This is a genomic window from Bradyrhizobium sp. 154, assembly GCF_023073875.1.
GTDB lineage: Bacteria > Pseudomonadota > Alphaproteobacteria > Rhizobiales > Xanthobacteraceae > Bradyrhizobium.
In genome coordinates this window covers 93082-106594 of record NZ_JADPKG010000021.1, presented here as the reverse complement: position 1 = coordinate 106594, position 13513 = coordinate 93082, and the positions used below count along the sequence as shown (strand labels likewise).

10 protein-coding genes and 1 pseudogene are annotated in these 13513 nt (G+C 63.2%); 8 read left to right on the top strand and 3 right to left on the bottom strand.

The features are described 5' to 3' along the window. Nucleotides 1-195: 195 nt before the first annotated feature. The 6 genes from IVA92_RS02560 (at nucleotide 196) to ftsH (ending at nucleotide 8780) form a co-directional block, all read left to right on the top strand. Nucleotides 196-2526 (top strand): EAL domain-containing protein, encoded by a 2331-nt coding sequence (locus tag IVA92_RS02560; protein ID WP_247280198.1) that lies wholly within the window; start codon nucleotides 196-198, stop codon nucleotides 2524-2526. Between the two features lie 153 nt (nucleotides 2527-2679). Continuing rightward, nucleotides 2680-3414, top strand: coding sequence for a hypothetical protein (locus IVA92_RS02555; protein ID WP_247280278.1), 735 nt, complete (start codon nucleotides 2680-2682; stop codon nucleotides 3412-3414). Nucleotides 3415-3682: 268 nt separating this feature from the next. After that, a complete protein-coding gene (gene pal / locus IVA92_RS02550; RefSeq protein WP_035704649.1) occupies nucleotides 3683-4171 on the top strand; it encodes a peptidoglycan-associated lipoprotein Pal in 489 nt (162 codons plus the stop codon). A 188-nt stretch (nucleotides 4172-4359) separates the two neighbouring features. Beyond that, nucleotides 4360-5427 carry a tol-pal system protein YbgF gene (gene ybgF, locus IVA92_RS02545; protein WP_247280197.1) on the top strand — a complete coding sequence of 356 codons (1068 nt, stop codon included), beginning with the start codon at nucleotides 4360-4362 and terminating at the stop codon, nucleotides 5425-5427. 82 nt (nucleotides 5428-5509) lie between these two features. Beyond that, complete coding sequence (gene tilS / locus IVA92_RS02540; protein ID WP_247280196.1) at nucleotides 5510-6568, top strand: tRNA lysidine(34) synthetase TilS; 1059 nt, start codon at nucleotides 5510-5512, stop codon at nucleotides 6566-6568. A 289-nt stretch (nucleotides 6569-6857) separates the two neighbouring features. Next, nucleotides 6858-8780 carry an ATP-dependent zinc metalloprotease FtsH gene (ftsH, locus tag IVA92_RS02535; RefSeq protein WP_035998585.1) on the top strand — a complete coding sequence of 641 codons (1923 nt, stop codon included), beginning with the start codon at nucleotides 6858-6860 and terminating at the stop codon, nucleotides 8778-8780. A 252-nt stretch (nucleotides 8781-9032) separates the two neighbouring features. Here ftsH and IVA92_RS02530 read toward each other — a convergent pair. Continuing rightward, a pseudogene (locus IVA92_RS02530) lies at nucleotides 9033-9482 on the bottom strand (DMT family transporter); the annotation flags it as partial. 72 nt (nucleotides 9483-9554) lie between these two features. Continuing rightward, entirely contained in the window at nucleotides 9555-10169 is a 615-nt protein-coding gene (locus IVA92_RS02525; protein WP_247280195.1) for a TetR/AcrR family transcriptional regulator, read from the bottom strand. Between the two features lie 156 nt (nucleotides 10170-10325). Here IVA92_RS02525 and IVA92_RS02520 point away from each other — a divergent pair, with 156 nt between their 5' ends. After that, a complete protein-coding gene (locus IVA92_RS02520; protein ID WP_247280194.1) occupies nucleotides 10326-11237 on the top strand; it encodes an arginase family protein in 912 nt (303 codons plus the stop codon). A gap of 43 nt (nucleotides 11238-11280) precedes the next feature. On the opposite strand, the gene IVA92_RS02515 is transcribed toward IVA92_RS02520, so the two are convergent. Next, the gene (locus IVA92_RS02515; protein WP_247280193.1) at nucleotides 11281-12771 is read right to left on the bottom strand and encodes a hypothetical protein; all 1491 of its coding nucleotides are present in this window, start codon (nucleotides 12769-12771) and stop codon (nucleotides 11281-11283) included. Between the two features lie 393 nt (nucleotides 12772-13164). Between IVA92_RS02515 and IVA92_RS02510 the strand changes: the two genes are divergently transcribed. Continuing rightward, nucleotides 13165-13329: a Flp family type IVb pilin gene (locus IVA92_RS02510; protein ID WP_247280192.1), complete on the top strand. Its 165-nt coding sequence runs from the start codon at nucleotides 13165-13167 to the stop codon at nucleotides 13327-13329. Nucleotides 13330-13513 lie beyond the last annotated feature (184 nt).

Sequence of the window (13513 nt, the reverse complement as noted above, 5' to 3'; positions counted from 1 at the left end):
TTTTTCGGCTTCGCTGAGGAAAGCAAGCTTTCCTTCGCCTTGCGCTCGGCAAGGCTTGCCTAGTAGCTTGAAATATCAGCAGAAATAGGTCCGCCATTGCCGAAAAACAACTCCACTTTAACGATGTTCCCTCAGAAAGGCTTCATCTGGGTTGAGTAAAACTACGCGCCAAACAGGACGCGCGTACAGATACAAATGCAGTTCGCAAGCCAGAGCGGAGAACCTGAGGAGCAGGCCTCGCCGACGATTTCGGCGGCGCTGACCGATTCGCTGTTCGAGGCTCCTGGCACGGTGCTTACCGGCATCATCTTCTCGGCGTTCGCGGCATCCTTGACGGCGCTGAAGACGGGACAGACGCTGATTTGGGGATTTGTTCCTCTTCTCATTCTCGCAGGAGCTATACGGGCCTTCGATTTGAGCCGGTACCAGGCCCGAAAATCGGTCCTGAGCGCGGAACAAGCGGCAAATCTGCAAATGCGCTACCAAGTCGGAGCGCTCATCCAGGCCGTCGTGATTGGTCTATGGTGCTCCACGACCCTGCTGAGCAATGACGACGCCATCGCTCACATGATTGCCCTCTCGGTCACCACCGGAATCGTGGCCGGAGGAGCGGGGAGAGCTTACGGACGGCAGTCGATATTTCGTCTGCAAGCCACCTTGATATTCGGCCCGGCTGTGGTCGCGCTGGCGCTGCGCGGCACGCCCTATTACGTGGCAATGTCCGTCGTGTGCGCCGCGTTCCTGCTCTCGGTCATGCGGCTCTCCGGCAATCTGCACAAGATATTTCTGCGCGCGGTTATCGCACGCGAGCGCGAGGCTGCGCTCGCCGGCCAGTTCGACACGGCCCTCAACAACATGCCGCACGGACTCTGCATGTTTCGCATCGACGGCCAACTCGCGGTGATGAACCACCGCTTTGGCGCGATGATGGACCTGCCCGACAATCTCGCCCAGAACGGCACGAGCGTGCGCGGCGTCGTCGCCGCATGCGTCGAAGCGGGATCGATATCGGCCGCGAGCGGCGACCTGATTATTGCCGACATCGAAACCGCGCAGGCGAAGGAAATCATCACCACCGACCCCGATCCGCGAAGGAACCGTTCGCTGTCATGGACCGTCCAGCCGATGGCTGATGGCGGCGCGGTGGTACTGCTCGAGGACATCACCGAGCGGCGCAACGCCGAGGCCAGGATCAGCCATCTGGCTCGCTACGATGACCTCACAGCGCTGCCGAACCGTGTCAATTTTCGCGACGAGATCGAGCGGTTGCTCGCCGTCGCGCGGAATTCAGCGCGTCTATCCGCTCTGCTGTTCGTTGATCTTGACCAGTTCAAGCAAGTCAACGATACGCTGGGCCATCCCTGCGGTGACCAGCTCCTGTGCGCGGTGGCCAACCGTCTGCGCGAGATGCTGCGCCCCGAGGATTTCGTCGCCCGTTTCGGCGGCGACGAGTTCGTCGTGTTCCAGCAGAACCTCTCCTCGCCCGAGGACGCAGCTGCGCTGGCCCGCCGTATCGTCGAGCGGCTGAGCGAGCGCTATCGCATCGACAACCATCTGGTCGAGATCGGCGCCAGCGTCGGCATCGCACTGACCTCGCCGGATGGCACCAGCGCCGATACGCTGCTCAAGAACGCCGATATGGCGCTGTACCGCGCCAAGGCCGACGGCCGCGGCACCTTCTGCTTCTTCCGCGACGAGATGGCGGCGACCGTCGAGGCCCGCCGCATCCTCGAGCTCGACCTGCGCAAGGCGCTCGCTCACGAGGAGTTCGAGCTGTTCTATCAGCCGCTGGTCAATCTGAAATCCGGCAAGATCACCACCTGCGAGGCGCTGCTGCGCTGGAATCATCCGGTGCGCGGCACGGTCTCGCCGGTCGACATCATCCCGGTTGCCGAAGACATGGGCCTGATCGTCGATCTCGGCCGCTGGATCCTGCGCCGCGCCTGCATGGAATGCGCGAAGTGGCCGGAGGGCGTCAGCGTCGCCGTCAACTTCTCGCCGCAGCAATTCCACCAGCGGGACGTGCTGAGCGAAATCCGCTACGCGCTCGAAGTGTCGGGCCTGCCGGCGCATCGGCTGGAGATCGAGATCACCGAGTCCTCGCTGCTGCGCAACACCCAGCTCACGCACGACATCCTGTCGCAACTGCATGCGCTCGGCGTGCGCATCTCGCTCGACGATTTCGGTACCGGCTACTCCAGCCTCAGCTATCTGCACAATTTCCCGATGCAGAAGGTGAAGATCGACCGCTCCTTCCTGGAGGGCATCGACGCCGACCGGCCGCTGACGCTTTTGCGCGGCGTGGCAAGACTGTCGGCGGACCTTGGCATGTCCGTCGTGGTCGAGGGAATCGAGACCAACGAGCAGCTCGAACTGATCAGTGCCGACGGTACGGTGACCGAGGGACAGGGTTATCTGTTCAGCCGGCCGGTACCGGCGGTGCGGGTGCGCCAATTGCTCAATGCCTCGCACGGCATTCGCGGCGGCAAGGATCAGGTGGTCGCCGTATCGCGATCGATCGCCTGACTTCCAGTTCTCAATATCCCTTCGTTTCCGCTCGTTCAGCATCACCGTAGTCGTACGGGGTTAACCGTAACCGATTCAAGTCTTTGCAATTCCGTTAATGAACCATTAATCTCTACCTACTCGCAGAGGTTGTTCGGAGCGTAGAGATTGCAGATGAAGTCCGGGGCCGAACCGCAGACGGCGCTCCTTCCGCGCGGAGCCGCGCTGTTCGATCGCATCGACTATCGCCTCCTCGAAACGCCGGAGGACAATGAAACCCTGTATCGGATGCGCTACCGCGCCTATCTGCAAGCAGGACTGATCCCACCGTCCGAGTCCCAGCGGGTAACTGACCGTTTTGATAGCGCGCCCAACGTTTGGAATTTCGGCGTCTACGTCGCAGACGAGCTTTGCGCTGCCGTGCGCATCCACGTTCTGACCTCCGAATGGCGGATGTCCTACACCACGGAGGTGTTCGGCGACGTCCTGCATCCTCGCCTGGACCGGGGCGAGGTTTTTGTCGATCCGTGTCGATTTGTTGCCGATCCCGAAATGCAGCAGCGGTTCCCTGAACTGCCCTATCTGACGGTGCGGCTGCCTTTCGTAGCTTGCGAGCATTTCAATGCCGATGTCGGACTTTCGATGGTGCGGACCGATCATCAGGCGTTCTACCGCCGCGTGTTCCTGTCCGAGACTCTCACTGAGCCGCGTTCATTTCCGGGCTGGCCGACGAAGAAAGCCGTCCTGATGGCCTCGAATTATCCCAAGGTCCGGGAAAAGATCCTGACGCGTTTCCCGATCATGCGCTCGAGCGCGTTTGAGCGGCGGATGCTATTTGAACGGGGCACCCACCGGATCGCCGCACCCAGGCCGGTTCTTGTTGCCGGCGCTGTGGCCGCCCAGGCCTGATCCCTCCGCCTCGTTTGTGGTTCATGTGTTTTCAGGCGCTGGCAGCGGGGGTTCTATCCTGGTGCAAGCGCGCGTTCTGGTCATAAGCACCGCTTGCCTTCACCCTTGCGCCACATTTACAACCCATTAACCATGACGGGTGCTTTTCGCTGGTTGGGGGCATTTGACTGGCTGAGGCAAGGTTCCGTCAAGGTTGACGGAACGTTCGCTTAACCAACCCCCTGTAGACCGGACAGCAGTGGACTAACGCGAGCGTGGAGGCTCCGGAATGAAACATCCTATGCGTATCCTCCAGGGATTGAAGCTGGTCGCGGTGCTTGCTGTCGCGCTGTCGATGGGCGCCTGCGCCAACAAGAATGCTGCGACGGATGCGATGGCCAACGCGGCGACGCCGGGCAGCCAGCAGGACTTCGTCGTCAACGTGGGTGACCGCGTGTTCTTCGAGAGCGACCAGACCGATCTGACCCCGCAGGCGATCGTGACCCTGGAGAAGCAGGCGCAGTGGCTGCAGACCTATCCGCGCTACAGCTTCACCATCGAAGGTCATGCCGACGAGCGCGGCACCCGCGAATACAACATCGCGCTCGGCGCCCGGAGAGCCCAGTCGGTGCGTTCGTTCCTCGCCTCACGCGGCATCGATCCGAACCGCATGCGCACGATCTCCTACGGCAAGGAGCGGCCGGTGGCCGTCTGTAACGACATCTCCTGCTGGTCGCAGAACCGGCGCGCCGTCACCGTCTTGAACGCGAGCTCCTGACGCTTCAGTCAGGTGCCGTTCAGCTTCAGAACTCGATTATGCCGGCGCCCTCTCGGGCGCCGGTTTCGTTTCAGCATTCTGTGACGGAAACCCCTTGGTACCAGTCACATTTTTGGCGTACTCCACTTCAATGTGTGGCGCGTCGAATGTTCCGTTGCAGGCCATTTCGCTTTTGTCGTCAGGGCAAGATGTCATCCAGATTTAAGGTCTTTACCGGCACCGCGGCGATTGCCGCGCTGCTCTCTTTGTGCTCGCCCGCACTTGCGCAGTCGGTCTTCGCGCAGTCGGATGATGCCGACCCCGAGATGCGGATCGAGCGGCTGGAGAACCAGCTGCGCCAGCTCACCGGCCAGAACGAGCAGCTGCAATATCGCAACCGCCAGCTCGAGGAGCGGCTGCGGGCGCTCGAAAGCGGCGCGCAAGCCCCGCCCGGACAGGCGCCCAGCGTCGCGGCGATGCCGCCTGCCCAGATCGCACCCAGCCAAGTCGCGCCGGGCTATCGCCAGCAGCAGCCGCAACAACCGGCCGTGCAGCCGAATTACGAGCAGCCGCAGATCGCGGCTCCCGCGCCGATCGTTCAGGAGCAGCCGGCGCCTGGCGCACCGGGCACGCGCCGCCGCGGCGATGCCTTCGATCCGAACCAGAACCCGACCGCGCCCGGTGCGCCACGTGCGCTCGGCGGTGGGCAGCAGCCTATGCCGGCAGGAGCACCGGGCGGACGCGGTGCCGGCGAGCCGCTCGATCTTGCCAACACCAGCCCCCGTTATCAGCAGCAGGCCGCTCCCCCGGCCGCCCAGCCCGGCTATCCGCCGGCCCAATCCGGCTATCCCGCGCCATCAGGCGGCGCTGGCCTGACGACGCTGCCGCCCTCGGCAACGCCGCGCGACGAGTTCGACCTCGGCATCGGCTACATGCAGCGCAAGGACTATGCGCTCGCCGAGCAGACCATGAAGAATTTTGCGCAGAAATATCCGAGCGACCCGCTGCTCGGCGATGCGCAATACTGGCTCGGCGAGAGCTACTTCCAGCGCCAGCAATATCGCGATTCCGCGGAAGCCTTCCTCGCCGTCACCACCAAATACGAAAAATCGGCCAAGGCGCCGGATGCCCTGCTGCGACTCGGCCAGTCGCTCGCCGCGCTGAAGGAGAAGGAGGCCGCCTGCGCCGCCCTCGGCGAGGTCGGCCGCAAATATCCGCGCGCCTCGGCCGGTGTCAAAGCCGCGGTCGATCGCGAGCAGAAGCGGGTGAAGTGCTGACGCCTGGCGTTTGAGTCCTGACAATGCGGATGGTGCTGCGCTAAACATCGCAATCATCCGCTGACGATTTCTGGGCCGCGTCATGTCAGACGACGACAATTCTCCGATCTCGGCACGTGAGGCGAGGCGGCTGTTCGCCGGCCTCAAAACTGCGTCGGCGCTGGTGCTCGCGGTCTCGGGCGGGCCCGACTCGGTCGCGCTGATGTGGCTCGCGGCCCGCTGGCGGCGCAGTCTTGCGCGCGGCCCGCAACTCACCGTTGTCACCGTCGATCACGGCCTGCGCCCGGAAGCGGCCCGCGAGGCGCGCGAGGTCAAGCGTCTCGCCGCCGAGCTCGGATTGCCGCACCGGACTTTGCGCTGGCGCGGTGCAAAGCCGAAGACGGGACTGCCTGCCGCGGCGCGCGAGGCCCGCTACCGTCTGCTCGCACAGGCCGCGCGCGCCGTCGGCGCAAGACATGTGCTGACCGCCCACACCCGCGATGATCAGGCCGAGACCCTGTTGATGCGAATGCTCCGCGGCAGCGGACTTGCCGGGCTCTCGGCGATGGCTGGTGTCAGCGAGCGCGATGGCATCGTGCTGGCGCGTCCGCTGCTCGACGTCCCGAAGGCGCAGCTGATCGCGACCTTGAAGCGGGCGAAGGTCGGCTTTGCCGATGACCCCTCCAACCGCGACACCGCCTTCACCCGGCCGCGGCTGCGCGCGCTGCTGCCACAGCTCGCGGCCGAGGGCGGCGATGCCCGCACGCTGGTGCGGCTCGCGTCAAGGCTGGCGCGCGCCAATGCGGCGGTCGAGGTGCTCGCCGACGGCGCCGAGCGCTTCCTCCGCTTGCGGGATCGCGACGTTGCGCCGCAGGCGGGCGTTCGGAGCTTCGAGGCCTCGGCATTTGCCGCCCTGCCGGAGGAGGTCCGGCTGCGGCTCCTGCTGCGGGCCATCGACGCGCTCGGGTACGAGGGGCCGGCGGAACTCGGCAAGGTCGAAAGCCTGATGGCCGTGCTCGATCGGGCCATCGCCGCAGGTCCCCGTGCCGCCGCAAATGGCCGGCCGGTTCTGAAGCAAACGCTCGCGGGAGCCTTGATCAGCCTGGCCGGCGGGCGTATCCGCATCGCGCCGGCGCCGTCGCGGCGCCGCAAGGGCGCTTGAACTGTGTATGAACGCTGCATGAGGTCGGGATCATGACACCGGCCGGTTCGGCTCTGCGCCTCAGGCGACCTTAACCAGGCGGGAAAAACCCCGGCTCGGGCGCCATTATTTCAGCGGGAATCGCGCTAAGATGGGATAAATAGTCCCATCTCGTTCCCTTGGCAGCGACCGGGGCGGCACCTAAATTGTATGCGTCTAACCGAGAGGATTCCTTGGGATTTCCTCGCATTGACCAAAGTAACTGCCCAAGGATCACGGCCGCGATCCGCGCGACCACGAAGGAAGATCGATGAACGCCAATCTGCGCAATTTCGCCCTCTGGGTCATCATTGTCTTGCTGCTGTTGGCGTTGTTCACGCTCTTCCAGAATCCGGGTCAGCGCGCTTCCTCGCAGGACATCGCCTTCTCCCAGCTGCTGAGCGAGGTTGACCGCGGCAATGTGCGCGACGTCGTGATCCAGGGTCCCGACATCCACGGCACCTTCACCAACGGCTCCAGCTTCCAGACCTATGCGCCGAACGACCCGACGCTGGTGAAGCGCCTCTATGACAGCAAGGTGCAGATCACGGCGAAGCCGCCCGGCGACAACGTGCCGTGGTTCGTCTCGCTGCTGGTCTCCTGGCTGCCCTTCATCGCGCTGATCGGCGTCTGGATCTTCCTGTCGCGGCAGATGCAGGGTGGTGCCGGCAAGGCGATGGGTTTTGGCAAGTCGCGTGCGAAGATGCTGACCGAAGCGCATGGCCGCGTCACCTTCGAGGACGTCGCCGGCGTCGACGAGGCCAAGCAGGACCTCCAGGAGATCGTCGAGTTCCTGCGCGACCCCGGCAAGTTCCAGCGCCTCGGCGGCCGCATCCCGCGCGGCGTGCTGCTGGTCGGCCCGCCCGGCACCGGCAAGACCCTGATCGCGCGTGCGGTCGCGGGTGAAGCCAACGTGCCGTTCTTCACCATTTCCGGTTCCGACTTCGTCGAGATGTTCGTCGGCGTCGGTGCTTCCCGCGTGCGCGACATGTTCGAGCAGGCCAAGAAGAACGCGCCCTGCATCATCTTCATCGACGAAATCGACGCCGTCGGTCGTCACCGTGGCGCCGGTCTCGGCGGCGGCAATGACGAGCGCGAGCAGACGCTGAACCAGCTGCTGGTCGAGATGGACGGCTTCGAGGCCAACGAGGGCGTGATCCTCATTGCCGCGACCAACCGTCCCGACGTGCTCGATCCCGCGCTGCTGCGTCCCGGCCGCTTCGACCGCCAGGTCGTGGTGCCCAATCCTGACGTCGTCGGCCGCGAGCAGATCCTCAAGGTGCATGTTCGTAAAGTTCCGCTGGCGCCGGACATCAATCTCAAGACCATCGCGCGCGGCACGCCCGGCTTCTCCGGCGCCGACCTCATGAATCTCGTCAACGAAGCCGCCTTGACCGCCGCCCGCCGCAACAAGCGGATGGTGACGCAGGCCGAGTTCGAGGAGGCCAAGGACAAGGTGATGATGGGCGCCGAGCGCAAGTCGCTCGTCATGACCGAGGAAGAGAAGCTGCTCACGGCCTATCACGAGGGCGGCCACGCCATCGTCGGCCTCAACGTGCCCGCGACCGATCCGATTCATAAGGCGACCATCATCCCGCGCGGCCGTGCGCTCGGCATGGTCATGCAGCTGCCGGAACGCGACAAGCTGTCGATGTCGCTGGAGCAGATGACCTCGCGCCTCGCCATCATGATGGGCGGCCGCGTCGCCGAAGAGCTGATCTTCGGCCGCGAGAAGGTGACCTCGGGCGCGGCCTCCGACATCGAGCAGGCGACGCGCCTTGCCCGCATGATGGTGACGCGCTGGGGCCTGTCGGAAGAGCTCGGCACCGTCTCCTACGGCGAGAACCAGGACGAGGTGTTCCTCGGCATGTCGGTGTCGCGCACGCAGAACGCCTCCGAGGCGACGGTCCAGAAGATCGATTCCGAGATCAAGCGCCTGGTCGAGGAAGGCTACAAGGAAGCAACCCGGATCCTCACCGAGAAGCGCGCCGACCTCGAGACGCTTGCCAAGGGCCTGCTCGAGTTCGAGACGCTGACCGGCGATGAGATCGTCGACCTGCTCAAGGGCAAGAAGCCGAACCGCGAATCCGTGCTCGAGCCGACCACGCCGCGCGCCTCCGCGGTGCCTCCGGCCGGCAAGCCGCGCCCGCGCCCCGATCCGGATCCCGGCCTGGAGCCGCAGCCGCAGGCGTAAGCTGCGAACGGCAGATCGACTCGAAAAACGCGGCGGCAACGCCGCGTTTTTTTTGTTGGTCGAGCGCGCGTTCGGGAGCGGACATTCTTGCCCGTCATTGCTGTCGATGTTCAATAATTCGCTGATTGGATCGCGGTGGTCTTGGTAGCGGCGAAGGCCTTGGGAGTTTGTCCTGCCAAGGCCTGATGGGGTCTGTGGTTGTTGTAGTATACGAGATAGTCGAACAGTTCGTTGGCGAAGTGGTCGCGCCAAGGCTGCCCCGACCACGAGCAGCAGAGGAAGCCAATTGGTGGACAGGCCCGGCTCCGCCGCCAGCACGACCACGCCGACGAAGGCCAGCAGCACTCCGGCGCAGGTGGTGAGAGACGGCCGCTCGCTGAGCAGCGGCCAGGCCAACAGCACGGTGAAGGGCGTGGCGAGCTGATAGGCGACGGCCGACATACTTCCCGAGCCGAGCCCAAGGCCGACATAGAAGAGGCCGAAGTTCAAAGCGCCAAGGAAAATCGAAATGCCCGCGATAGGACGGAGCTGCTCGCGCATGGGTCTTTTGACGAACGGAACGAGCACCAGCGCGATCGCCAGAAAGCGCAGCGCGAGGAAGAAGAGCGGCGGAAACTCCGCGACGCCGACCTTGATCGCCACGAACTGATAGCCCCAGAGCAGGGGGACGGCTACCGCGCAGACGATCTGGATGGCAGACATGGCGTGTTTTCTTTCAAGACCGATTGGTTCAAATATAGGCGCACCAATTGCGGTGCGTGCCTGAAGAGTCGTCTACCTGATGAAGCGATCGAGAAGAGCGTCAGCGATGGCTTGCGACGTGGTCCTTGCCGGCGCGGTTTTGCCAACGACGCGCAGCCCCTCGACGAAACAGACGAGAATCTTGGCGGCACTCGAGGGATCGACATCCTCCGCCAACTGGCCTGCTGTCTTTGCGCGGGATAGTGCGCTCGCCACCCTGGCCTCCATCGCCCTAAAGAAGCCCGCGACGCGGCGGTTTACTTCGGAATCCTGCCCGGCTAGCTCCATGGCCGTGGCCACCAGCAGGCACCCGCGCCGGCCGTTGGCACCGCTGGTGCGCTCGACGTAGCCGGCCAGAAAGGTTCGCAGGCCGTCGATCGGCCCCTTGCGAGGGCTGAGCTCGACATCCATCCGTGCCACCGCATCGGCAATGTAGCGATCGAGCGCGCGAAGGAACAGCGAGTGCTTGTCACCGAACGCGGCGTAAAGGCTACCACGCGACAATTTTGTGGCACGAAGCAGGTCCGGCAGCGCGGTGGCGTGATAGCCGCGCGACCAGAACGCGTTCATCGCGTGTTCGACGGCGGCGTCCACGTCGAAGCTTCGCGGGCGGCCGCGAGGCAATTGCGCTAGGGGCTGGCGGCTCATGCGTGATATATAGACCGATCGGTCCTCAAATTACAAGTGGCGGCGGCCAGGCTCTAGCTCAGGAAATCCGAGGACGTCTGGTCTTATGGGAACACAGCCGGGCAACTTACGTTGGAGATCATAGCTTATCGCGGGATACTCGGAGTGCGTCCCGACATGGCGACTTTTTTGGGCGTTGAGGCCTGCGACTTGGCCGCCGCGCTTCCGGCTGCCGACGTGATCTTGTTTGGCGCTTCAGATGCCACGCCTCATCTTGCAGGTCAGACGAGCCATGCCGCTAAGGCGCCGGATGTCATTCGTCGTGCCCTGCGCCACTATGAGAGCGATCTCACCCGTTGGGATTTTGATCAAGACGCCGAATTGCTCGAATCAGCAAGCATGAAGGTCCTCGACGGTGGGAACCTGCTGACGGACCCAACAACACCCGAGAGCAATCGAGACGCGATCAGAGCAACTACACAAGCAATACTTTCCGTCGGAGCTGTCCCGCTCCTGCTGGGCGGTGATGATTCGGTTCCGATACCCTTCTTCGAGGCATTCCATAAGACCAAAGACCTGACGATCCTGCAGATTGACGCCCATCTCGATTGGCGCGATCAGCGAGACGGATCAGGCTATACGTTCTCCAGCACAATGCGGCGAGCCAGCGAATTATCTTGGGTGAAGCGCATCGTCCAAGTCGGTTTGCGGGGCATTGGCGGCTCTGGTCGCGGTGAATTTGACGATGCGAAAGCATGGGGCGCGAAGATTTTCACTGCCAGAGAGCTCCGACGTCACGGAATCGCTAGCGTTCTCGAAGAAATAGAAGACGACGGTAAGTGCCTCATCACCATCGATTGTGACGGTCTTGATCCGTCAGTCGTCCCGGGTGTGCTCATCCCTCAGCCGGGCGGTCTGCACTATTTCGACGTTATTGAACTGCTGCAAGGTATTGCGTCAAAGTCTACGATCGTCGGATTAGACGTGGTCGAGTTCGTCCCGCATCGCGATTTGCAAAATATTGGAGCAACTACTGTCGCGCGAATTATCTGCAATGCGATAGGTTGCATGCGCAAACGGGCGGTGTAGCTGCTAGCCAGCCACCTGGGCCGGACGCCATCGGCTTACGTCCTCACTTCGTCAGCACCGCCGCCGAGCCTTCGGCATTCTCCCGCACGTGGATCACCGCGATGTCATCGGTGTAGATCCGCTTCCAGCCCTTGAGCTGGTCGAGGATCTGCGGGCCCGGCGCATCGGCGACCAATAGCGTTGCGTCGATCTTGTGCTCGTCGAGCAGGCGCGGCAGCAGATCCGGCTTCTTGCCCTCCGTTGCCTTGAAGAAGTCCATGACGAATTTCTCGCCATAGAGCTCGGCGCGGCCGTCGACGAAGACGGGGATGTCGCGCGAGATCAGATAGCCGCCGAACTGATAAGCGTTGAAGATGCGCTGCACCTTGCGCTGTTCGAGCAGGTCGACCGCTGCCACCGGCGTCTGCGTCATCGTGAAGCTGAAGCGGTGGTGCCCCATGTAGATCGAGGTTGAGCTCCAGCTTGCGGCCACGATCATCAGCGCGCCGAGCGCGGTGACGTAGCGGGCCGGCCAGCGGTCGCCATCAGTGGCGTCGATCTGCGGGCGCGAAAACATCTCGCCGAGCGGCTTTGCCAACACCAGCGGCACCAGAAAGGCAAAGGCCTCGATGCTCCGGACATGCGTCAGCGCACTCCAGGTCAGGAACAGAATCAGGAAGATCCTTGGCGCCGAGAGCACGAGGCCGCGATAGTAACCGAGAGCGATCAGACCGAGCAGCGCGCCTTCGAACGAGGTGAACGTGGCGAAATTCGCCGGCATCCATTCGAAGATCAGTGACAGCAGTTCGCCGAGGCTGAGGATGTTGGTAGCACCCATCAACGTCTTCCAGCCGTAAGGCGTGCAGCAGCTCGCGACCAGGGCGCCGATGCCGAATAGCACCCAGCGCAGGAACAGTTGGAGTCGTCGTCCCTTCTCGGCATGCTCGACCGCCTCGAGCGAGATCGGGCCGATCAGCGCCAGGCCCAGCACGAAGCCGCCGTGCAAATTCGCCCAGAGCGCCATCAGCGGCAGCCAGGCCCAGGACGGCGCGCTTCTGCGGTCGGCAGCGGCCATCAAGAGGCCGACCCACGCCACCATGACGGGCAACGCCAGGATGTGCGGACGCGCCAGCACGTGATGCAGCGACAACAGCAGTGCCAGCATCGCGAACAGCACCGCGCGCGGTGCCTCGATCTGGGCGTCGAGCAGATAGACGAAGATTGCGGCCGAGAGCGCGACCCCGACCGCGGTGAGGATCACGGGCCCGGCCCAGCCCCATTGCGCATAGCAGAACGCGAACATCACCTGCGACAGCCACGACGTCGAAATCCAGGGCGCGCCCGTCCGCGTGAAGGAATAGAAGTCGGTGGTGGGCACGGCGCCGTGATCGAGGATCCATTGCCCGATCTTGATCTGCCAGAACGAGTCGGAGTCCTGAAGCAGCGTGTCGCCGACGAAGAGGAAGAAGAGATAGGCGCCGGCACCGACGCAGAGCGGCGTCAGGGCTCGTGCGCGGCCCTGCACCGCGATGCCGTTGGCAAAGGAAAGGGACATGCCGCCTCGTCGTCCTGTTGTTTCTTGTCGGTCCGAGCATGATCCGCAAAAAGTGTGTAGCAGTTTTCCGGAAAGATCATGCTCGAAACAATAACTTGAAGCGCGCTGAACGATTCATCTGGTCGCGCTTCAGTCCGAGCGGGCGGCATTGGACCACGGCGGTGATAACTTCGGGTAAACTGGCGCCGGTCAGTCTCATCTCCCGACGATTTAACCGGTTGTTTTCAATTTCGGTTTACCATCGGCCAATACACGCAAACCGCTCCGTGTTTGCGCAGTCGAATTAACTGCGGCGAAATTCTTTGCCCCTAAGTTGGGTTTCATGGTCGGGCGGCGCTGGGAAGCCGAGAAGACCAGATTCAGTTATAGCCCGTATACTCTTTGGAGCAGTCTATGAAGAACCTCGTTTCGCGTTTCGTGAAAGACGAATCCGGCGCCACCGCCATCGAATACGGCCTGATCGCCGCCGGTATCGCGCTCGCGATCATCACCGTCGTCACCAACCTCGGCAGCACGCTGAACGGCAAGTTCGGCTCGATCTCGACCAGCCTGAAGTAAGACTGGACGACTTAAGAATTTCGAGAGCCCCGTCCCCGATGGGGCTCTTTTCTTTTGGGCGATGCAGCTGCAGTCGGACGACCGCCTAAGGTGTATCGTTCAAGTCGCCCGCTTGGCAGGCGCCTCACCATGCGGCTCAAATATCCCGCCGCAAACCACTTGAGAGTCCGCCCCAGACGGACGC